This is a genomic window from Streptomyces sp. NPDC047453 (assembly GCF_040643155.1).
Lineage (GTDB): Bacteria > Actinomycetota > Actinomycetes > Streptomycetales > Streptomycetaceae > Streptomyces.
Genome location: NZ_JBEYTS010000095.1, coordinates 1 through 20,872, shown reverse-complemented (window position 1 = coordinate 20,872; position 20,872 = coordinate 1). Strand labels below are relative to the sequence as shown.

General features: G+C 71.7%; 23 protein-coding genes and 1 riboswitch. Of the genes, 17 read left to right on the top strand and 6 right to left on the bottom strand.

Features of this window, described 5'->3' with window-relative positions:
• Window positions 1–275 precede the first annotated feature (275 nt).
• A complete protein-coding gene (locus ABZ818_RS38540; protein WP_361425713.1) occupies window positions 276–467 on the bottom strand; it encodes a DUF397 domain-containing protein in 192 nt (63 codons plus the stop codon).
• The gene (locus ABZ818_RS38535; RefSeq protein WP_361425710.1) at window positions 464–1,315 is read right to left on the bottom strand and encodes a helix-turn-helix transcriptional regulator; all 852 of its coding nucleotides are present in this window, start codon (window positions 1,313–1,315) and stop codon (window positions 464–466) included. The genes ABZ818_RS38540 and ABZ818_RS38535 overlap by 4 nt, the downstream gene beginning before the upstream one ends.
• A 191-nt stretch (window positions 1,316–1,506) precedes the next feature.
• Here ABZ818_RS38535 and ABZ818_RS38530 point away from each other — a divergent pair, with 191 nt between their 5' ends.
• The 7 genes from ABZ818_RS38530 (at window position 1,507) to ABZ818_RS38500 (ending at window position 6,998) form a co-directional block, all read left to right on the top strand.
• The gene (locus ABZ818_RS38530) at window positions 1,507–1,959 is read left to right on the top strand and encodes an ATP-binding protein (RefSeq protein WP_361425707.1); all 453 of its coding nucleotides are present in this window, start codon (window positions 1,507–1,509) and stop codon (window positions 1,957–1,959) included.
• A gap of 83 nt (window positions 1,960–2,042) precedes the next feature.
• On the top strand, window positions 2,043–2,459 hold the full coding sequence (locus tag ABZ818_RS38525) for a hypothetical protein (protein ID WP_361425704.1): 417 nt from the start codon (window positions 2,043–2,045) through the stop codon (window positions 2,457–2,459).
• 168 nt (window positions 2,460–2,627) lie between these two features.
• The gene (locus tag ABZ818_RS38520; protein WP_361425701.1) at window positions 2,628–3,272 is read left to right on the top strand and encodes a DUF3105 domain-containing protein; all 645 of its coding nucleotides are present in this window, start codon (window positions 2,628–2,630) and stop codon (window positions 3,270–3,272) included.
• A gap of 102 nt (window positions 3,273–3,374) precedes the next feature.
• On the top strand, window positions 3,375–3,908 hold the full coding sequence (locus ABZ818_RS38515) for a DUF305 domain-containing protein (RefSeq protein WP_361425698.1): 534 nt from the start codon (window positions 3,375–3,377) through the stop codon (window positions 3,906–3,908).
• 195 nt (window positions 3,909–4,103) lie between these two features.
• Window positions 4,104–4,481: a hypothetical protein gene (locus ABZ818_RS38510; protein ID WP_361425695.1), complete on the top strand. Its 378-nt coding sequence runs from the start codon at window positions 4,104–4,106 to the stop codon at window positions 4,479–4,481.
• Between the two features lie 121 nt (window positions 4,482–4,602).
• Window positions 4,603–5,745 carry a PLP-dependent cysteine synthase family protein gene (locus ABZ818_RS38505; protein ID WP_361425692.1) on the top strand — a complete coding sequence of 381 codons (1,143 nt, stop codon included), beginning with the start codon at window positions 4,603–4,605 and terminating at the stop codon, window positions 5,743–5,745.
• Complete coding sequence (locus ABZ818_RS38500; RefSeq protein ID WP_361425689.1) at window positions 5,742–6,998, top strand: MFS transporter; 1,257 nt, start codon at window positions 5,742–5,744, stop codon at window positions 6,996–6,998. The genes ABZ818_RS38505 and ABZ818_RS38500 overlap by 4 nt, the downstream gene beginning before the upstream one ends.
• 51 nt (window positions 6,999–7,049) lie before the next feature.
• On the opposite strand, the gene ABZ818_RS38495 is transcribed toward ABZ818_RS38500, so the two are convergent.
• Window positions 7,050–8,162: an aminotransferase class V-fold PLP-dependent enzyme gene (locus tag ABZ818_RS38495; protein ID WP_361425686.1), complete on the bottom strand. Its 1,113-nt coding sequence runs from the start codon at window positions 8,160–8,162 to the stop codon at window positions 7,050–7,052.
• A gap of 441 nt (window positions 8,163–8,603) precedes the next feature.
• Window positions 8,604–8,740, top strand: a riboswitch (cobalamin riboswitch).
• Between the two features lie 38 nt (window positions 8,741–8,778).
• Between ABZ818_RS38495 and ABZ818_RS38490 the strand changes: the two genes are divergently transcribed.
• Both ABZ818_RS38490 and ABZ818_RS38485 read left to right on the top strand, forming a co-directional pair.
• Window positions 8,779–8,997 (top strand): CbtB-domain containing protein, encoded by a 219-nt coding sequence (locus tag ABZ818_RS38490; protein WP_141357464.1) that lies wholly within the window; start codon window positions 8,779–8,781, stop codon window positions 8,995–8,997.
• A gap of 21 nt (window positions 8,998–9,018) precedes the next feature.
• Window positions 9,019–9,780: a CbtA family protein gene (locus ABZ818_RS38485; RefSeq protein ID WP_361425683.1), complete on the top strand. Its 762-nt coding sequence runs from the start codon at window positions 9,019–9,021 to the stop codon at window positions 9,778–9,780.
• 56 nt (window positions 9,781–9,836) lie between these two features.
• Here the strand turns inward: ABZ818_RS38485 and ABZ818_RS38480 are convergent, their stop codons facing one another.
• A complete protein-coding gene (locus tag ABZ818_RS38480; RefSeq protein WP_361425680.1) occupies window positions 9,837–10,412 on the bottom strand; it encodes a histidine phosphatase family protein in 576 nt (191 codons plus the stop codon).
• A 2-nt stretch (window positions 10,413–10,414) separates the two neighbouring features.
• The gene (locus ABZ818_RS38475) at window positions 10,415–11,185 is read right to left on the bottom strand and encodes a DeoR/GlpR family DNA-binding transcription regulator (RefSeq protein WP_361425677.1); all 771 of its coding nucleotides are present in this window, start codon (window positions 11,183–11,185) and stop codon (window positions 10,415–10,417) included.
• An 89-nt stretch (window positions 11,186–11,274) separates the two neighbouring features.
• Here ABZ818_RS38475 and ABZ818_RS38470 point away from each other — a divergent pair, with 89 nt between their 5' ends.
• The gene (locus ABZ818_RS38470; protein ID WP_361425674.1) at window positions 11,275–12,540 is read left to right on the top strand and encodes an MFS transporter; all 1,266 of its coding nucleotides are present in this window, start codon (window positions 11,275–11,277) and stop codon (window positions 12,538–12,540) included.
• Here the strand turns inward: ABZ818_RS38470 and ABZ818_RS38465 are convergent.
• Window positions 12,487–13,557, bottom strand: coding sequence for a substrate-binding domain-containing protein (locus ABZ818_RS38465; protein WP_361425671.1), 1,071 nt, complete (start codon window positions 13,555–13,557; stop codon window positions 12,487–12,489). The two genes, ABZ818_RS38470 and ABZ818_RS38465, sit on opposite strands and share 54 nt — an antisense overlap.
• Before the next feature lie 238 nt (window positions 13,558–13,795).
• Here ABZ818_RS38465 and ABZ818_RS38460 point away from each other — a divergent pair, with 238 nt between their 5' ends.
• The 7 genes from ABZ818_RS38460 (at window position 13,796) to ABZ818_RS38430 (ending at window position 20,839) form a co-directional block, all read left to right on the top strand.
• The gene (locus tag ABZ818_RS38460) at window positions 13,796–14,797 is read left to right on the top strand and encodes an asparaginase (protein ID WP_361425668.1); all 1,002 of its coding nucleotides are present in this window, start codon (window positions 13,796–13,798) and stop codon (window positions 14,795–14,797) included.
• A 156-nt stretch (window positions 14,798–14,953) separates the two neighbouring features.
• Window positions 14,954–15,847 (top strand): polysaccharide deacetylase, encoded by an 894-nt coding sequence (locus ABZ818_RS38455; protein ID WP_361425665.1) that lies wholly within the window; start codon window positions 14,954–14,956, stop codon window positions 15,845–15,847.
• A complete protein-coding gene (locus tag ABZ818_RS38450) occupies window positions 15,844–17,235 on the top strand; it encodes an MFS transporter (RefSeq protein WP_361425662.1) in 1,392 nt (463 codons plus the stop codon). Before ABZ818_RS38455 ends, ABZ818_RS38450 begins: the two co-directional genes overlap by 4 nt.
• 90 nt (window positions 17,236–17,325) lie before the next feature.
• Window positions 17,326–18,129, top strand: coding sequence for an SDR family oxidoreductase (locus ABZ818_RS38445; protein WP_361425659.1), 804 nt, complete (start codon window positions 17,326–17,328; stop codon window positions 18,127–18,129).
• A gap of 47 nt (window positions 18,130–18,176) precedes the next feature.
• Window positions 18,177–18,926 (top strand): SDR family NAD(P)-dependent oxidoreductase, encoded by a 750-nt coding sequence (locus ABZ818_RS38440; RefSeq protein WP_361425656.1) that lies wholly within the window; start codon window positions 18,177–18,179, stop codon window positions 18,924–18,926.
• Between the two features lie 32 nt (window positions 18,927–18,958).
• Complete coding sequence (locus tag ABZ818_RS38435) at window positions 18,959–19,543, top strand: hypothetical protein (RefSeq protein ID WP_361425653.1); 585 nt, start codon at window positions 18,959–18,961, stop codon at window positions 19,541–19,543.
• A gap of 300 nt (window positions 19,544–19,843) precedes the next feature.
• Entirely contained in the window at window positions 19,844–20,839 is a 996-nt protein-coding gene (locus tag ABZ818_RS38430; protein ID WP_361425650.1) for a glycoside hydrolase family 11 protein, read from the top strand.
• The last annotated feature ends 33 nt before the right edge of the window (window positions 20,840–20,872 follow it).

The following is a 20,872-nucleotide window of genomic DNA, read 5'->3' as shown; positions in this document are numbered from 1 at the left end:
CCATCTGCAGGATGGTCGCCGCCCGCAGCGCGTGGTCCACGCTGGCGATCGGGTACGGCGGCGGTGTCTTCAGCGGCTTGTCCATGGCACGCCCCCTGATTCTGCTCTCCAGAATCTCCATGTTCCCTCATCAGGCGCGGCGCACGCTGATGCCGTGACTGAGACCCACCTGTGGCGCTGGGAGAGGCTGCGGGAGCTGGCGGACCGGCGACGACCTGGTGGCGACCGCATACGCAGGATGGTGGGGCAGCGGCGGGCGCTGCCCCACCGGAAGCTCAGAGGTGCGAGTCGGTCGCCAGCGTTGTGAACGCCGTCCAGGCGTCGGGGGAGACGGCCAGTGCCTGCCTGTCCGTGTCCTTCGAGTCCCGGACGAGAACGGTCTCGGGGCGCATGGCGACCTCGATGCAGTTGTCGCCGGAGCTGCCGCTGTAACTGCTCTTGAACCAGGCCAGTTCAGTGGTCTTCATGGTGCTCCTCGCATCTGCTTCAGCAAGCTTACGGTGGCTTCACGGCCGAGAGCCTGTGAACGCAGCTTGCCATAGCGCTGGAGCATAGCGCTGACATCTTTCGGCGATGTGATCAGAATGCTCGACTGCTGGCCTTCGGAGTAGCCCACCCACTCGTGTTGAGGGGTCTCCGCGAGATACATCAGGCCGTCGATCCCCGCGTGATCGTACTGGCGCAGGGGCATCACCTGGATCTCAACGTTCCTTCGAGCACCTTGCTCCAGCAGGTGATCCAACAGTTGTCGCGCGACCTCTGGCCCACCCATCTGCCGCTCAAGCAGAGCTTGTTCAATGACGAAGCTGAAGGCTGTGTTCGGCCTGTCGGTCAGGAGTTGTTGCCGCTCGAGTCGTGCCATGACCTGGTGTTCGATCTGATCCTCGGACAGAGGCGGCAGCCGCCGCTCGAAGATTGCGCGGATGTACGGCTCGGGCTGCAACAACCCCGGAATGGCCCGACACTCGTACGCGTACAGCGAGATCGCCTCCTCCTCGATCCCCGCCCACTGCCGGAACCAGGACGCCAGCCCCGCCTTCCGCGTCAGGCTCTTCGCCGCAGCGCCCAGCACCCGTGCCGCGACCGCGCCCAGGACCTCCTCCGACCGCTTCAGCAGATCCTTCGGCGGGAAGCGTTTTCCCTGCTCGATCTTGGCGATGTACGCGGGCGAGTAGCGCACCAGCGGAGCGAACTGCTCCTGTGTCAGGCCGGTTTCCTCCCGCAGGGCTTTGAGGACCGCGCCGAAGGTCTTCAGGCTGTCGGAGAGTTCCGGCTCGCAGCCCCCGCCCACTCCGCCACCGTTGTCCGTCGTCATCGCAGCCGCCTTCCGCTGTGCCGCCGGGCCGTACCCGTGCCGTACTGTTCGCCGTCCGCGCTGCGCCACGCCAGACCGATCAATGCTCACGCACAGCGACCGACCCAGTCCAGTGCGTGAACCGGTACAACGTGATCTGTATCGGCGACGGACCTGCCGACAGCCCGTCAACTGCCTGCAAGCTGACCCGCATGCCAGCCCTGAACCGCCAATCCACCACACCCATGCGCACGTTCACGCAGCGTTTCTCCGCCACCCGGCGCGGTGCCCGCCTCGCCCGGATGCTTGCCTCGCACCAACTCACCGAGTGGGGACATCCCCGAGGGACCGAGGCGCACGACAGCGTCGTCCTCGTCGTTGCCGAACTCGCTGCGAACGCCGTTCTCCACGGCCGTGTCCCCGGACGGGACTTCGCCCTCGCCCTGTTCTTCGAGGAGGGCCGGGACGTCGTCCGGGTCGAGGTGACCGACACCCACCCCGCCCTGCCGGTGCGCATGGCTCCCGGCCCGGACGAGAGTGGGGGCCGTGGCCTGGTCCTCGTGGACGCGCTCGCCGTCAACTGGGGTCTACGGGACCGCCTCGGTCCCGGCAAGACGGTATGGGCCGAGTGCGCCCTGTCATCGAATGCACAGCCCGGGCGTTGACGCCGGCCACGCACCAGGTGCTCTCCCCGCTCTCCCCGGCCCTGGCGCCGTTCGTTCTGCGGGGCTTGGCTACGATCTGTGCGATGAGCGATCGGCACCGGGGCTTTCGAGGCGCGGCACGGCGTGCGGCCTCGGTTCTCGCGCTGCGCTGGGCCGCTTTGGTCGCCGTTCTGATGTGGGTGCTTCCCGTGTGTACCCACGCCGCCCACGAGGTGTTCTCCGTCCCGGCCGCGCCCGTGGCGCACACGAGCACGGCAGTGACGGCCCCGGACAGTGCCGCTCACGTGTGCTTCGACACGGACGACGGTCCCGGAGACACGCACTGCCGCGCGGCGGGCGGGGCCGTCGCGAGCCTCGCCTCCCCGGTGGCGGTGCCCTCACCCCCGGCCGGGAGCATCACCGCCGCGGTCTGGACGCCGGACTCGGCCGCCGCCCGTGGAGAACCCGGCGTCCTCGTCCACACTCCCGGCATCCATCAACTTCAGGTGCAGCGGACCTAGGAAGAGCACGCGCACGGCCGGGCATGGCCGTGCCACCGAGCCTTCCCGGGCCTGCCTTCCGCGAACTCCCGTACGTGCGTACTCGCGTATTCCCGGACGCGCAGGCCGTCACCCGCTTTCACCGGACCACCGCAGCCCTCTGACGCGCGGTGAGGACAAGGACATGCCATGGGATCTTCCCGAGCCAAGGAACAGCGCGCCGCCCGCGCGAGGATAGAGGAGATGCGCCGCGCCGACGCGGCGCGCGAGCGCCGCAACCGGATCATCACCTGGACCTGCACCGGCGTCATCGTCGCCGGGGCCATCGGCGGCGGATGGTATTTCGTCCAGGACGCCCGGAAGAAGGACGAGGCCAGGGAGACGGTGGCCGCCGCCCCGGTCAAGGGGGAGAAGTCCTTCGGGGACCTGGGCCGCGACCACGTCACCACCCCGGTCGAGTACACGATGTCCCCGGCGGTCGGCGGCGACCACAACCCCGTCTGGATGAACTGCAACGGCGACGTCTACGACCGGAGGATCGACGAGACCCACGCCGTCCACTCCCTCGAACACGGCGCGGTCTGGGTCACGTACAACGACAAGGCGGCGGCGAAGGAGGTCAGTGCGCTGACGGAGCGGGTGCAGCGGACCCCGTACACGCTGATGAGCCCGTACGCCGGCCAGTCCTCGCCGATCACGCTGTCCGCCTGGGGCAAGCAACTGGACGTCGAATCGGCCTCGGATCCGCGGGTGCAGCAGTTCTTCGACAAGTACGTCCAGGGTGAGCAGACCCCCGAGCCGGGTGCCGCCTGCACGGGAGGCAAGTCCGCATGAACGGCACCGTAATCCGCCGCCTCCCCGTCCTGATCGCCACGGGTGCCGTGCTGGTACTGGTGGCCCGTTCTCGTCGTGTGGTGGCGCACGACGGAGGGTGCGGTGAACGCCTCCACGCCCGGGAACGGCTCCGCCGAGGCCGGGTTCGCCCGGGATATGGCCGTGCACCACCAGCAGGCGGTGGAGATGTCGTTCATCGTGCGCGACCGCACGGGTGACGAGGACGTGCGCACCCTCGCGTACGACGTCATCAACACGCAGGCCAACCAGCGCGGCATGCTGCTCGGCCGGCTGGAGAGCTGGGGGCTGAGCAAGACCACCGGCGAGGCGCCGATGACGTGGATGGGTCACGGCGCGGCGCATGAGGCGAAGGACGGCTCCCTCATGCCGGGCATGGCCACCAACACGCAGCTCGACCAGTTGCGCACGGCCGACGGCAAGGACGCCGAGGTGCTGTACCTGCGGCTGATGACCGCCCATCACAAGGGCGGCGTCGACATGGCGCGCGCCGCCGTGAAGGGAGCCGGCGACGCCAGGCTCAAGCGGCTCGCCCAGACCATGGTCGACGGGCAGCGGGCGGAGCTGGACCTGATGGACGACATGCTCGCCCGGCGGGGCGCCGGGGCCGAGCGGTGAGCCGCATCAGGTAAGTCGCACCAGGTGAGCTTCAGGGTGAGCCGCCGCCCGGCCGGGACAGTGGTTCCGGCCGGGCGGCGCTCACGCTTTGCCGACCCCTGACAAGAACTTTACGTACGCGACCGACTACTGTTTGTGTTCATGCTGGCCGGGTCGACCTTACGACGCCGCCGCTCCGCGTCACGGACCGGAGCGGTGCTCGTGCTGTTGCTGGCCGCGCTCGTGCACGTACTGGCCTGCGCCCACGGCCCGACACCGACCCGCGCGGCACGGGCCGACACCCCGTTCGTCGTCTCCGTCGCCTGCGGGCCGGCACCGTACGAGCAGCACCGGGCGGACGTCCGGACCTCGGCCCCCGCACACGACAGCGGCGTCCACTGCTGGGACGGGGACGAGCCGACGGCGCAGCTCTCACGCGACGTCTCCCCGACCCACCCCGCGGTCCACGCCGCCCTGCCCGCCGACCGCACCCCGGCAGCGCCGCTCCCGGCGCGGCCCCCCGCAGCCGCTCCCGAGCCCGGCGGCACCTCGCCCGGGCACGCGCGAGCCCTCATCGGCGTGTGGCGGACCTGATCGGCCCCGCTGCCGAGCCCCGTCCCTGACGCGAGGAAACGGCAGCCGATCGGCCCCGCCCTCTTCCCGCCCCCACACGACCGGCGGCCGTTCACGGCCCCGGCCGCAGGAGAAGCACGCCATGGACCATCCCATCCGCACCTCCGTCCCCGTCTGCCCGGCCCAGCTCCTGGCCGACGCCAAACGCCCCCTGCGCACACCGGCCGGACTGGTCGGCGACACCCCCGTGCTGTGGATCGGCGAGCCCTTCACCGCCGCCGGGCGCGGCTTCTGGGCCAAGCTCGAAGGCCACAACCCCGGCGGCATCAAGGACCGCACCGCCCTGCACATGGTCCGAGCCGCCCGTGAACGCGGGCGGCTGCTGCCCGGCGCCCGGATCGTGGAGTCGACCTCCGGCACCCTCGGTCTCGGGCTGGCCCTCGCGGGCGCCACCTTCGGACACCCCGTCACCGTCGTCACCGACCCGGCGATCGAACCACTGATGACCGGCCTGCTCACGGCGTACGGCTCCGAAGTCGACGTCGTCACCACCCCGCACCCGGTCGGCGGCTGGCAGGAGGCCCGCCGCCACCGGGTCGGGGAACTGCTCGCCGCCCACCCGGACGCTTGGTGCCCCGACCAGTACGACAACCCTGACAACGTCGCCGCCTACGCCCCGCTCGCCCACGAACTCGTCGCCCAGCTCGGCCGCATCGACACTCTCGTCGTCTCCGTCGGCACCGGCGGTCACTCCGCCGGCATCGGCTCCGTACTGCGCGGCTTCTTCCCGGCGCTGCGCGTGGCCGGGGTGGACACCACCGGCTCGACGATCTTCGGGCAGCCCGCCGCGCCCCGCCTGATGCGCGGACTCGGCTCCAGCATCCACCCCCGCAACGTCGCCTACGACCTGTTCGACGAGGTCCACTGGGTCGCCGCCCCCGAGGCGGTGTGGGCGGCGCGCCTCCTGGCCCGCGACCACTACGCCACCGGCGGCTGGAGCGTCGGCGCCGTCGCTCTCGTCGCCCGCTGGCTGGCCCGCACCCTGCCCGCCGAGGAACGGATCGTCGCGGTCTTCCCCGACGGCCCGCAACGCTATGTCGGCACCGTCTTCGACGACGCGTACTGCCGGGAGCACGGCCTCCTCGGCCACCTGCCCGCCGACGACCCGGAAGAGATCGGTGATCCGGGCGAACGGACCGTGTCCCGCTGGACCCGCTGCACCCGTGTCGTCGACCCGCTCGCCGTCGGCGGCGGTGCGCCGGAACTCGCGAGGGCCGGGCGATGAAGGGCCTGTGGCGGCAGACCCGCTCCTTCCCGCCCGCCGCACGGCTGCTGATGGCCAACCAGTTCGCCATCAACCTCGCCTTCTTCATGCTCATGCCCTACCTCGCCGCCCATCTGTCCAACGGGCTCGGCCTCGCCGCCTGGGCCGTCGGGCTCGTGCTGGGCGTGCGCAACTTCTCCCAGCAGGGCATGTTCCTCATCGGCGGCACGCTCGCCGACCGCCTCGGCTACAAAACCCCCATCATGGCCGGCTGCCTGCTGCGCACCGCCGGCTTCGGCCTGCTCGGCTGGGTCGACAACCTCCCCGCCCTGATCGCCGCCTCCGCCGCCACCGGCTTCGCCGGCGCCCTGTTCAACCCCGCCGTCCGCGCCTACCTCGCCGTCGAGGCGGGCGAACGGCGTGTGGACGCCTTCGCCGCCTTCAACGTCTTCTACCAGGCCGGCATGCTGCTCGGCCCACTCGTCGGGCTCGCCCTGCTCGCCGCCGACTTCCGCCTCGTGTGCACGACCGCCGCCGGCATCTTCGCCGTCCTCACCGTGCTGCAGTGGCGCGCCCTGCCCGCCCGGCGCGGCCACACGGCGGACACGGCCCGGCGGGAGAGCGTGCTCGCGCAGTGGCGGACGGTCGTGTCCAACCGCCCCTTCCTGCTCTTCGCCACCGCCATGATCGGCTCCTACGTGCTCACCTTCCAGGTGTACCTGGCCCTTCCGCTGGCGGCGGCGGACGCCCTGGGGGCGAACGGCACGGCGGTCACCAGCGGGCTCTTCATCGTCTCCGCCGCGGTGGCCGTCGTCGGCCAACTGCGCCTGACCGGCTGGGCCAAGCAGCGGTGGCAACCCAGCCAGGCGCTGGTTCGGGGACTGGCCGTGATGGGGCTGGCCTTCCTGCCGCTCGCGCTCGCCCCGCGCGGCTCCTCGGGGGCCGCGCTGGTCTCGCTGGTGGCCGCGGTGGTCCTGCTCGCGGTGGGTTCCGCCGTGGTCTACCCGTTCGAGATGGACACCGTCGTCGCCCTGTCGGGCAACCGCCTGGTCGCGACCTACTACGGGCTCTACAACACCGTCTCCGGCCTGGGCATCACCCTGGGCAACCTGGTCACCGGCGCGCTGTGGGACTTCGCCCAGCGGCACCATGCCCTCTGGATGACCTGGACGGCCCTGACCGCCACCGGACTCGTGTGCGCCGCCTCGGTCGGGGCGCTCGCCCGTGCCGGGCGGCTCACCGGTGAGGCAGAGCCCGAGCCCGCTCCCGCCTGACGGAAAGGAGATCGCCGGTCCGCGGGTTCGACGTGTCGCCGACTCGCGGGTTCAACTCTCCAGGGACGACAGTGCGGTGGCGACCCGTTCGGCTGCCTCCGGCGGGGTCGAGGCGTGCGGGGAGAGCCTGAGCGAGTCGGTGCGCACGGTCGCGGTGACGCCTTCGGCGTGCAGTGCCTTGGCGACGAGGGACGGATCGTGGTCCGGCAGGGTGAAGGAGAGGATGCCCGCGCGCCGCGCCGGGTCGACGGGGGAGAGGACGCGGCCGCCGCACGTTTCGACGACCTCGGTGAGTTCGGCGATCCGTACGGCGATCGCGGCTTCGATGGCGGCGACGGTGTGCCGCTCGACGAGGTCCAGCGCGGCCGCGAACGCGGCGGCCGTCACCGGACTCAGATTGGTGATCGACCACCGTCGTGCGTCCGGGGCGGGCGGGTGCTCGGCTCCGTCGAAGAGGCCGACCTCCTCGACGCCCGTCCAGCCGGTGAGGACCGGCTCCAGGGATTCCAGAGCGCGGTCGGACAGCGAGGCGAAGCCGGTCGACCATCCGGCGCGCAGCCATTTCTGGCCGCCCGCGACCACCACGTCGGCGGCGTCCCAGGACAGCGAGGCGACACCGAACGCCTGAATGGCGTCCACGATCAGCAGCCGGTCGGGCCCGATCGCCTCGCGCAGCGCCGCCAGGTCGGCACGGAACCCGGTGCGGAAGTCCACGGCGCTGACCGACACGGCCACGACGTCGTCGGTCAGCGCGGCGCGGACCAGGTCGGGGGTGACTCCGGAGCCGGGCGCGGGGTCGATCCAGCGCGGAGTGGCCCGGCCCAGGTCCGCGGAGCGGCGCCACGGGTAGTGGTTGGCGGGGAAGTCGGTGCGTGGCGCGACGACCACGCCCTCTCGGATGCCGAGTGCGGCGTGGAACAGTCCGGTGGACGCGTTCGGGAGGAGCACCGTGTGCCGGGCGTCGGTGCCGGCGAGACGGGCGGCCGTGTCCCGCGCGGTCTCCTCCGCGCGCATCAGGGTGTCCACGGTGGTGTGGTCGGCGCGGGCGGACGCCTCCAGGGCGCGCGCGGTGGCGGTGACGGCGTCCCGGGAGGGCGGTCCGAAACGTGCGAAGTCCAGGTACCCGGCTGGTGTGTCGAAGTGGGCGGCGTACGACGTGAGCACGGGGCTCGTCCCTCCGGGGTGGTGCGTGCGGATCGAGTGGCGCGGCGGGCGGAGTGCCTGTGGGTGCGCCGGACGGCGGGGCAGCAGCGTGCGCCGTCCCACCGGTCTGAGCTGGTCAGAGCCTGCCAGCGCATCTTGCCACAGCACCGGAGCGCCCTGTCGGGCCATCGCGGCAGCAGAGTCTGGGAGGGGCGGCCGACGACGCGGACCGCATCACCGTCCTGTCCCAGGGGCGGATCCACTTCGACGGCACCACGCACGGCTTCCTCGGCAACGCCCCGCCGGACACTCCGGGCTCCCGCCGCGCGGAGGCCGCCTACACGGCGTTGACGCTCCAGGGCTGAGGCTGACGCTTCAGGGTCGAAAAGGAGCCTCCGCAAGTTCCGCGGAGTACGGCTGGTGGAGAAGATCACGTCCGTGGTCGCGGTCTTGGCCGGGCCCCCGGCACGCGATACCGTCTGTCCGATATCGACGACGGCACGACGGAAGCCGGTGGGAATCCGGCACGGTCGCGCCACTGTATGCGAACGCCCCAGGGATGTTCGTGAGTCAGACCCGCGGCTGTCGTCCTGTGCACCACCGAGATGGGACGCGAACTCCCAGAGGAGGTTCTGCCATGGCGCAGACCGTCGCTCAGCCGACCGCCACCCCCGCCGTTCCCGCCACGCTGCCGCTGAAGGCGATAGCTCCCTGGGCGGTCTTCTTCGGCGTTCTCATGCTGGTCCTGCTCTACTTCGTCGGCGCCGAGCAGGGCGCCACCTCCGTGTTCAGCGGCACGGACGTCCACGAGTGGGTGCACGACGCCCGCCACCTGCTCGGCTTCCCCTGCCACTGAGGCGAGGGACGCCGCACGCTCATGAACTCCGCAACGGTAAGAAACCTTCTGGTGCGGGGCATGCTCGCCGGCCTTGCCGCCGGTGTGCTCGCCCTGGTCGCCGCCTACTTCCTCGGGGAGCCGTTCGTCGACAAGGCGATCGGCCTCGAGGAGGCGCACTCCCACTCCCACTCTCATGACGAGGTGGAAGTCGTCTCCCGTTCCCTGCAGTCCACCGCCGGTCTCGCCACCGGCGTCCTCGTCTACGGGGTCGCCTTCGGCGGTATCGCCGCGCTCGCCTTCTGCTTCGCGCTGGGCCGCGTGGGCCGCTTCTCCCCGCGGGCGACCGCGCTGCTGCTGTCCGGCTGCGCGCTGCTGGCCGTGTACGTCGTGCCGTTCCTGAAGTACCCGGCCAACCCGCCCGCGGTCGGCCAGGAAGACACCATCGGCAAGCGCACGACCCTGTACTTCCTGATGATGCTGCTCAGCATCCTCCTCGCGATCGCCGCCACGATCCTGGGCAAGCGCCTCGCGCCCACGCTGGGCACGTGGTACGCGACGGTGGCCGCGGTGGCCGCCTTCGCCGTGGTGATCGGGCTGGCCTACGCCTTCCTGCCGGTCGTCAACGAGGTTCCGGCGGACTTCCCGGCCACCCTGCTGTGGCGGTTCAGGCTCTCCGCCCTGGCCATGCAGACCGTCCTGTGGGGCGGATTCGGGCTGCTCTTCGGCGAGTTGGCCCAGCGGTTGCTGAACCCCAGCCCCGCGACCGCCGCGTCCGGGCAGGCGGTGCCGGCCGCGCACTGAACCCTTCGGCACACGACAGGGCCCTTCGGATCCGTCCGGGGGCCCTGTCGCGTTCGTCAGGACGCCGCCGCCAGCGGCTGTCCGAGCCGCAGATTCCAGCGGCCGGCCCGACCGCTGAACTCCGTTGCCGTCAAAGGCGGTACGTCCAGCCGCCAGAAACCGGTCGCGGGCACGCCCAGCACATGGACGACCGCGGCCCGTACGACCTCCGGCTCGACCACCGCGAGCGTACGGCCGTCGGTGTCCCGCGCGCTGTCCAGCCAGTGCCCGACCCGCTCGCACGCGTCCCGCACCGACTCCCCGCCGTGCGGTGCGCAGTCGGGGTCGGCGAGCCAGCGGCCCACCGCCTCCGGCTCGGTGGCCATCACCTCCTCCAGGGTCCGGCCCCTCCAGCGGCCCGCGTCCAGACCGGCCAACTCCCGTACCGCCACGCCGTCGAGGCCGAGCGCCGACGCCGTCTCCCGGCAGCGTGCGCTCGGGGACAGGAGCACGCGGGCGGCCGCGGGCAGCGATCCGGCCGCCGAACGGGCCCTGGCCGCCCCGCCGTCGTCGATCGAGTCGCCGTCGTCGAACCGGGCCTGCCGCAGCGACGGGCTCGTCGCGGGCGCGACGAGAGTGATTCGGATGGTCAACTTCACTCCCACCGCGCGGTGTTGACGATCGTGCCCGCGGCGCGGATCGTCTCGACCTCGCCGGGTGGCGCGGAATCGTCGGTGACGAGGGTGTGCAGCCGCGAGACCGGTGCGACGAAGGCGTGCGCCGTACGGGACAGTTTGGTGCCGTCGGCCACGGCGAGCACGCGCCGGGCGGAGTCGATCGCGGCCCGTTTCACCGCCGCGTCGTCCAAGTCGTAGGCGGTCAGGCCCTGTTGTGCGGTCAGCCCACAGCAGCCGATGACGGCGGTGTCGAAGCGCAGGGCCGCCAGCGAAGCCAGGGTCAGGGGGCCGGTGAGGGCTCCCTCGCCCGGACGGGGCCGGCCGCCGGGCACGAGGAGGGTGGTCTGCCCGGGACTGTCGGCCAGCGCGTCGACGGCCTGGAGGGACAGCGGCATCACGGTCACCCGCCGGCCGCGCAGCGCCCTGGCCACTTCCAGGCAGGTGGTGCCGCTGTCGAGGACGACCGTCTCCCCGTCGGCGATCAGCGCGGCCGCGTCCGCGGCGATGCGCTGCTTGGCCCGTGTGCCCTCCTGCGCGCGCAGGGGGAAGGGTGGCTCCTCGCCGCGCAGCAGCAGGGACCGGGCGCCGCCCCGGAAGCGTTCCAGTACGCCTTGGGCGGCCAGGGCCTCCAGGTCGCGGCGGATGGTCATCTCCGAGGCTCCGGTGAGTTCGGCCAACTGGCCGACGCCGAGGCTTCCCGCCTCGCGCACCGCGTCCGTGATCCGCCTCAGACGGCCCGTGTTCCCCATGCGGCGATTGAACACCATGCGCCGACGAACAGGAACACTGTGAGAAGAGGCGCTTTCCAAACACCATTCATGTTCGATACGTTCGCTCCATGGAGCGATCACTTCGCGCGGCGCGTCTGGCGACCTTCACGTACTTCATCCTCAACGGGACCCTGCTGGGGATGTGGATCGTGCAGATCCCGCCCATCGAGCACCGCGTCGGCGTCAGCCACGCCGTCCTGGGCGGCTTCCTGCTGCTGCTCGGGGCGGGCGCCTTCGTGGGGATGCAGCTGGCCGGCCCGGTCGCCGACCGCCTCGGCACCCGGATCGTCGTGCCCGCCGCCGGTGTCCTGTGCAGTGCCGCTCTCGTGCTGCCCGGACTGGCCTCGAAGCCGTGGATGCTCGCCGGAGCCCTGATCGTGCTCGGGTTCGGCAACGGCTGCCTGGACGTGAGTATGAACGCCCACGCCGTCCAGGTCGAGAAGGCGTACGGACGCCCGGTGATGTCCGCGTTCCACGCCACGTTCTCCGTCGGCGGCGTGCTGGCCGCCCTCGCGGGTGCCGCCGTCGCGAGCGCGGGCTGGACCCCGGCGGCGACGCTCGGCACGGCGGCCGTCCTGGGAGTGGTGGTCTCCGTGTGCGCCGCCCCGGGTCTGCTGCCCACCGCCGCGGGACCGGCCGCGGATGCCGGGACCGGGTCCGACGGGCCGGCCGGGCGGGCGGCCCCGGCCCGTACCCGTATCTGGATCCTGGCCGTCCTCGCGCTGATGGTCATGCTGTGCGAGGGGGTCGCCAACGACTGGAGCGTGCTGCACCTGCGGACCGTCCTCGGCGCCGCCGACAGCACGGCGGCCTTCGCCTACGGCGCGTTCGCCGCGACGATGACCATCGGCCGCCTGCTCGCCGACCGCCTCTCGGCCCGCTTCGGCCCCGCCGCGATTCTGCGTCACGGCGCCTCGGTCGCCGCTGCCGGCATGACGGCGGCCGCCCTGTCCCCGTGGATTCCGCTCGCCCTGGCCGGCTGGGCGCTCTTCGGCGCCGGGCTCTCCGGCTGCGTTCCCCAGCTCTTCAGCGCCGCGGGGCACGCCGACGCCGATGCCGCCGGCGCCAACGTCTCCAAGGTCGCCGGACTCGGCTACCTCGGCATGCTCGCGGGACCTGCCGTCATCGGCTGGCTCACCCGCCTGGTCCCGCTGAACCTGACCTTCTTCCTCCCCGTGGCCTGCTGCGCCGTCGCGGCCGTGACGGCGGGAGTGCTGCGACCGCGGGGGAGCGCGGTCGCGGGCCGGGGGCCCGTCCCCGAGACGGGGCCTCCCGCCGCGTCAGCCCTCCGGGGTGAGCGGGGTGCCGCCGAGGGTCGAGGCGCGGGCCACTAGGGCGGGACGCAGCCGTCGGGAGCGGCCCGGCTTGCCGTTCAGCATGTTGACCAGCGTCGTCGCCGCCACTTCCCCCATCCGGTACATCGGGGAGCTCACGGAGGTCAGGGACACCGGCAGGGCCGCCGCCAGCGGGACGTCGTTGTAGCCCACGATCGCCACGTCCCGGCCCACCGTGAGGCCCGTGTCCCGAACCGCCGCCATCACGCCGATCGCCGCGAAGTCGTTGACCGCGAAGACGGCGGTGGGCCGCGGCCGCAGGGCCAGCAGCCGCTCGGCCGCCGCCCGGCCGCCGGGCACGTCGAAGCGGGACCGCACGACGTGGCTCTCGGGCACCGGCAGGCCCGCCTCGGCGCACGCGTCGAGGAAGCCCTGGGTGCGCTCCGCGCCGGTGCTGGCGTAGGGCTCCCCGGCCACCACAGCGACCCGCCGGTGGCCGAGTTCCAGCAGGTGCTCCGCGGCCAGCCGGCCGCCGAGGACGTCGTCGGTGGTCACCGAGATCCGGCCCGGCAGCCGGCGCGAGACCAGCACCAAGGGGATGTGCTGGCGGGCCAGTTCGGCGACGAGGTCGGAGTCGGAACGGGCGTCGCCGAGCACCAGGCCGTCGACGCGCCGGGCCAGCAGCGCGTCGGCCCGGCGCCGTTGCAGCTCCGGGTCGTCGGCGGTGTTGGCGACCACCGTGTGGTAGCCGGCGGCCGCCGCGGCCGCGTCGATGCCCTCGTAGATCGTGGCGAGCACGATGTCGGTCAGCCTCGGGACGAGCACGCCCAGCATCCGGGAACGGCCGGTGCGCAGTGCCGCCCCGGCCGGGTCCCGCTGGTAGCCGAGTTCCTCGGCGAGCGCTCGGATCAGTGTGGCGGTCTCGGTGGCCACCCCGCCCCGTACGCTCTCGTCCGGGCTCAGCGCCCGGGACACCGTGGAGACGTGGACCCCCGCCTGCCGGGCTATCTGGGCGAGTGTGACCGGGGTGCGACCGGTGTGTGTGCCGGCCCCCGCCCGCGCTCCCTGGCGATCCACGCTCGCTGTCCCTCTTCTCGTTTCGTCTCGGTGCTGCTCAGTGCTGCTCAGCGGTTCTCGGTGCTTGGCGGGGTTCGGGTTCCGCCGGACTCCTGTCGGAACCCGCGGGCGCCTCCGCGTAGCGCCCTTGAGCTTCGCACATCCCCGAACCGTCCGGCCAGACAAGTGTGCGGCCACCCATTGACCCGACGCAATCGTTTGCATAGCCTCTCCGCAATCGATTGCGGAGAGAGGGTCCATGCGTCGTATCCAGGTCGTGGCAACCGGCGGCACCATCGCGAGCCGGTCCGGGGCGGAGGGCCGCCGGGCGACCGTGCTCGCGGAAGAACTGGTCGCGTCGGTGGGTCCGCTGCCGGACGGCGCGGAGGTGAGCGTGCGGGACGTGGTCACCCGGGGCAGCTACGCCTTCGACACCGCCGACCTGCTGTCGCTGGCCCGCGAGGTGCGCGGCACACTGCGCGACGGCGCCGACGGGGTGGTGATGACCCACGGCACCGACACCATGGAGGAGACCGCCTTCCTGCTCGACCTGGCGTTCGACGATCCGCGGCCGATCGTGCTGACCGGCGCGCAGCGCCCGTTCGACGACCGCGCCGCCGACGGCCCGGGCAACCTGGGCGACGCCCTCACCGTGGCCGCCGACGACGCCGCCCGCGGGCACGGCCCGCTGCTGGTCTTCGACGGCTTCGCCTTCCCCGCCCGCGGGGTCCGCAAGAGCGACACCATGTCGGCGCACGCCTTCACCGCGCCCGGGCGCGGACCGGCGCTCCGCGTGGTGGGCCGGCGCGTGGTCCCTCTGTGGCAGCCGAGACCCAGCCCGCGGCTGCCCCTCGACCTCGACCTGCCCCGGCTGCCCCGGGTGGACGTGGTGCCGGCCTACCCCGGCGCCGACGGGCTGTTCGTCCGGGCGAGCCTTGCCGCGGGCGCGGCGGGGGTCGTGGTGGCGGCGGTCGGCGCGGGCAACGCCGGACCGGAGCTGGTGGAGGCGGTCGCCGAGGCCGTGGCGGCGGGCCACCCCGTACTCATCTGCTCACGGGTGCATTCCGGCCCGGTCGAACCCCTCTACGCGGGCGGCGGCGCCGAACTGCAACGGGTCGGCGCGATCTTCGCCGGCGACCTCAGCCCCTGGCAGGCCCGGCTGCTGCTGGCCGCCGCGAGCGCCGTACCCGGCCGGTCACCGGACGCACTCGTCCGCGCCTGGCTCGCCGGACGGGACCCGTCGTCCGACACCGGATCCTGACCGCCTGACTTCCCGGCTCCCTTACCCGTCCCGACTTCCTGACCCCTCCCGATCCTCCCGATCCCCCACTGCGACCAACCCCCTCAAGAGCCCACCCACAGCAACCCCATCAAGAGCATCAAGAGCATCAAGACCATCAAGAACAAGGAGATGTCGATGACCAAGGAAATCCTCGTCGGCTTCGGTGTGGATGTAGACGCCGTCGGCGGATGGCTCGGCTCCTACGGGGGCGAGGACTCGCCCGACGACATCTCCCGCGGGCTGTTCGCGGGCGAGGTCGGCGTGCCGCGCCTGCTGGAGCTGTTCCGGCGCCGCGGCCTGACCCAGACGTTCTTCTGGCCCGGCCACTCCGTCGAGACCTTCCCGGAGGAGTTCGACGCCTGTGTCGCCGCCGGCCACGAGATCGGCGTGCACGGTTACAGCCACGAGAACCCGATCGCCATGAGCCGCGAGCAGGAGTCGGCGGTCCTGGACCGCTGCATCGAACTGATCGAGACCCGCTCCGGCCGCCGCCCGACCGGTTATGTGGCTCCCTGGTGGGAGTTCAGCCCGGTCACCAACGAACTGCTCCTCGAACGGGGGATCAAGTACGACCACTCGCTGATGCACCGGGACTTCGAGCCGTACTACGTGCGGGTCGGCGACTCCTGGACGAAGATCGACTACAGCCGGCCGGCCGAGACCTGGATGAAGCCGCTGGTACGCGGGCGGGAGACGGACCTCATCGAGATCCCGGCGAACTGGTACCTCGACGACCTGCCTCCGATGATGTTCATCAAGGCCAGCCCGAACAGCCACGGCTTCGTCAACCCCCGTGACATCGAGCAGATGTGGCGCGACCAGTTCGACTGGGTGCACCGGGAGATGGACCACGCCGCCTTCACCATGACCATCCACCCCGACGTGGCCGGCCGCCCGCAGGTGCTGCTGATGCTGGAGCGGCTGATCGACCACATCAACTCCCACGAAGGCGTCCGCTGGGTGACCTTCGACCAGATCGCGGACGACTTCGCCGCCCGCAACCCGCGTCAGAAGGGCGACAGCAGATGACCACCGCGCAGAACCCCGGAATAGTCCACGAGACCGAGTGGCCCCGCACCGGCACGCCCTCGGACGAGGTCCTCCTCAAGGGCCCGCCCACCCTGAGCCGGCGCACCATCATGACCACCACGGTGGTCTGCTTCCTGGCCTGGGTCTTCTCGGTCTACGACTTCGTCCTCTTCGGCACCCTGCTGCCGAAGATCTCCGAGACGTTCGGCTGGACCACCGGTCAGGCCACGGCGATCGCGACCGGCGTCACGGTCGGCACCTTCGTCGTCTCGCTGCTGGTCGGGCCGATGCTGGACCGGTGGGGGCGCAAGCCGAGCCTGATCGTCACCACGGCGGGGGCGGCGCTCTCCTCCGGCTTCACCGCCCTGGTCGGCGGCGCCGCCTCGCTGATCGGGGTCCGGGCCATCTCCGGTCTCGGCTACTCCGAAGAGGTCGTCAACAGCGTCTACCTCAACGAGATGTACGGAAAGAGCCGGCGGCGTGGCTTCCTGTTCAGCTTCGTGCAGAGCGGCTGGCCGGTCGGCGCCCTCCTGGCGTCGGCGTTCGCCGCCGTGCTGCTGCCGCTGATGGGCTGGCGCTGGATCTTCCTGCTGGCCACCTTCCCGGTCGTCGTCATCCTCGTCGCCGGGTCCAGGCTCCGCGAGTCGCCCTCCTTCGTCGCCCTGAAGCGCACCCGCGAACTGCGCAAGGAGGGCCGCGAGGCCGACGCGGCCCGGCTGGCGGAGCTCTACAACCTGGACATCAGCCGCGACAACGAGTCGGGCCTGCGCCAGCTCTTCGCCCCGGACCTGCGGCGCCACACCCTGTGCCTGTCCGGCGCGTGGCTGTTCAACTGGATGGGCATCCAGGTCTTCTCGGTGCTGGGCACCACCGTGCTCACCGACGGCAAGGGCGTCTCGTTCTCCAGCGCGCTGGTCGTGCTGATCCTGGCCAACCTCGCCGGATTCCTCGGCTACCTGTTCCACGGGTACCTCGGCGACCGGATCGGCCGGCGCACGACCATCATCGTCGGCTGGAGCATCGGCGGCGTCGTGATGACCGCGATGCTCTTCGGACCCAACAGCAGCGCCTACGTCATCCCGATGTACGCGCTCGGCCTGTTCTTCCTCAACGGACCGTACTCGGCGATGCTCTTCTACATGGGCGAGTCGTTCCCGGCCCGGGTCCGGGGCATCGGCTCCAACACCGCCCATGTGATGGGCCCCGTGGGCGCGATCATCGGCTCGGCCCTGCTCAGCGCGATCATCGGCCTCGGCGCCGGAGCCACGACCGCCGCGTTCATCGCGGGCGCGCTCGGGATGTTCCTCTCCGGTGTCCTGATGCTCGGCGCCCGCAAGGTCAGCCAGGACGAGGACGACGAGCCCGCCTCCCTCGCCGCGGCGCACTGAGCCCTCGTCCCACCGAACCCCCGTCCCCTCGCATCCCGGTGCGTGGCGGCCCGCACCCGCCACGCACCGGGAACCCACGAAAGGCAGGACATGTCCTCCCACGAGCACACCGCACCCGCCCGCGACGACGGACTGGCCGGAAAGGCGGCCGTCATCACCGGCGGCGCGAGCGGCATCGGCCGCGCCCTGGCCGTGGCGTACGCGCGCGCCGGGGCCGACAGCGTCGTCGGCTACTACCCCAAGGACCCGCACAGCGCGGAGGAGACCGTACGGCTGGTCGAGGCCGCCGGCGGCCAGTGCACCGCGGTCGCGGTCGACGTCCGGGACAGCGGGCAGGTCGACGCCCTGGCCCGGACCGCCATGGAGACGTACGGGCGGCTGGACATCGCCGTCGCCGGTGCCGGTGTGCTGCGCCGGGCCGCCCTGGCGGAACTCGACGACGACGCCTGGAACGACATGCTCTCGGTCGACCTGACCGGTGTGCTGCGCACCTTCCGCTCCGCCGCCGCGGTGATGACCGGCCCCGGTGCCATGGTCGCGGTCTCCTCCATCGCCGGCGGGGTGTACGGCTGGGACGATCACGCCCACTACGGCGCCGCCAAGAGCGGGGTGCTGGGGCTGTGCCGGTCGCTGGCGACCGAACTCGCCCCGCGCGGCATCCGCGTCAACACCGTCATCCCCGGGCTGATCGAGACCCCGCAGTCGCTCGACGAGGCCAACTCGCTGGGCCGCGCCGGGCTGGAGCGGGCCGGCCGGAGCATCCCGGCGGGCCGGGTGGGCCACGCTGACGAGGTCGCCCGCGCGATCCGCTTCCTCACCAGCGACGACGCCGCGTACATCACCGGGCAGGAGCTGGTCGTGGACGGCGGTCTGACGGTCCGGTGGCCGGAGTGACGGCGCGGCGGAGCCAGCACACGGAACAGCTCGGAAAGGTGAACGGCATGGGAGTCCTCCAGGATCAGGTCGCCCTGGTGACCGGCGCGGCAAGCGGCATCGGCTCGGCGATCGCCGACGCCTACGCGGCCGAGGGCGCGCGGCTCTTCCTGGCCGACCGCGACGCCGACCGGCTCGCCGCCCTGGCCGAGCGCTACGCGCAGCAGGGCACGAGGACGGCCACCGCGGTCGTCGACGTGGCCGACGCGGAGCAGACCCGGCACATGGTGGAGAGCTGTGTGGCCGCCCTTGGGGTGCCCGACGTCCTGGTCAACTCCGCGGGGATCCTTACCGAGGTCCCGCTGGTCGAGATGGACGTCGAGACCTGGGACGAGATGATCGCGATCGATCTGCGCAGCGTGTTCCTGTGCTGCCGGTGGACGGTCCCGCACATGGTCGCCCGCGGCAGCGGACGGGTCGTCAACATCGCCAGCCAGCTGGGCATCAAGGGGGGCGAGGGCCTGGTGCACTACTCGGCGGCCAAGGCCGGCGTCATCGGACTGACGAAGTCCCTCGCCCGGGAGGTCGCCCCGCACGGGGTGCTGGTCAACGCGATCGCTCCGGGCCCGGTGTTCACCCCGCTGGTGGAGGGGATCAGCGAGGACTGGAAGAAGGCCAAGCAGGCCGAGCTGCCCCTCGGCCGGTTCGGGGTCCCGGCGGAGGTCGCCCCCACCGCCGTGCTGCTGGCCAGTGATCCGGGCGGCAACCTCTACGTGGGGCAGACCCTCGGACCCAACAGCGGCGACATCATGCCCTGATGCCCCTGATCCCCTGACAGGAGGGAGCCGCGATGTGCGGAGCCTGTGGCGCGGGCCGTTCCGTACCACGCTGGGAGGACGTCCTGGCCCCGCCCGGCCGTTCGGTCCTGGCTGCCCGCGCGGCGCGGACCGAACGGCTCCTGGGGCCCGGATCGGGACTGCGGGTCCGGGCCTGGCTGTCCGCGGGATACCTGCTCGGAGACCGGGTCGGCCGGACCGTGCACGCGGCGGACCTGGACACGCTGTGGCGGGCGGCCGCCGAGCGCGGTGCGCGGCCGGCGGGCAGGCTGTCGCTGCGGGGCCCGGCCGGCACCGTGCCCGTCGAGGTGCCCGGCGGCTGGGACCCGGCCACGGTCGCGGTGTGGTGCGCCGCCGTGGCCCGGACCGAACCGGACGCCTCACTGGAGATCACCCTCCCCGACCCCGGCGGGACGCGCACCGTGCTGGTGGAGATCGGGTCAGGCGCCGTACGGGCCAGGGTCTTGGAGGCCGCCCCGGACGGCCCGGAGCGCGGGGGCGCGATCCTGGTCGGCGGAGTCGGCGCGGCCGGTGCGGCCCGGCATCTGACGGCCTGTCATCTGCCGGCGGGTGCGCCTGAGGACCGGGACGGGCCATAGCGAGCAGGCCGACATCATCGAAACTTTCGAATGTGTCGGCTTTGAAGTTGATCTAGAGGTGCAGTACCTCATCGGGCGTGTCTGGACGGTTCCGACGACTATGCCTCTGACCAGGTAAAACATGCCTCCGTCGGGTTCCGGGCCCGAGCGAACGTTTCGAAATTCTAACCGAAACTGTTGACACCCGACGGGCCCGGCTCAACACTTCTCACCGCTGCGTCACCTCCTGGCAGCCGGCCGTTCCGCGAGGTCCCGTCGTGCTGCCCGCCCCCACCACCTTCACGAGGAGGAAGCACGGACATGAACACGCTCGTCCAGGCGAGCGGCCGCAGACGCGGTCGCTTCACGTGGTTCATCAGGAGTGTCTGCGCCGCCGCGCTGGTTGTCATGGCCGCGATGACACTGCCGGGCACCGCCAGCGCCGACACGGTCATCACCTCGAACCAGACCGGCACCAACAACGGGTACTACTACTCGTTCTGGACCGACAGCCCGGGCACCGTCTCCATGAACATGGGGTCCGGCGGCAACTACAGCACCTCATGGAGCAACACCGGGAACTTCGTCGCCGGCAAGGGCTGGAGCACCGGCGGGCGCAGGAGCGTGAACTACTCCGGCAGCTTCAACCCGTCCGGCAACGCCTACTTGGCCCTCTACGGGTGGACGACCAACCCGCTCGTCGAGTACTACGTCGTCGACAACTGGGGCACCTACCGGCCCACGGGAACGTACAAGGGCACGGTCACCACGGACGGCGGCACGTACGACATCTACCAGACGACCCGGGTCAACGCCCCCTCCATCGAGGGCACCAGGACCTTCAACCAGTACTGGAGCGTCCGGCAGTCGAAGCGGACGGGCGGCACCATCACGACCGGCAACCACTTCGACGCCTGGGCCCGCAACGGCATGAACATGGGCGCCTACAACTACATGATCATGGCGACCGAGGGCTACCAGAGCAGCGGCAACTCCAACATCACCGTGGGCGACTCCGGCTCCGGCGGTGGTGGCGGTGGTGGTGGCACCGGTGGGTGCACCGCGACGCTGTCGGCGGGTCAGCAGTGGAGTGACCGTTACAACCTGAATGTGTCGGTGAGCGGTTCCAGTAACTGGACGGTGACGATGAACGTTCCGTCGCCGGAGAAGATCATCGCGACCTGGAACATCAGCGCGAGTTATCCGAGTTCGCAGGTGCTGGTGGCCAAGCCCAACGGCAGCGGCAACAACTGGGGCGTCACCATCCAGGCCAACGGCACCTGGACCTGGCCGACGGTCTCCTGCAGTACGAGTTAGTCGTCCGGTGGCGCGGCGGACCACGGCCGCCGC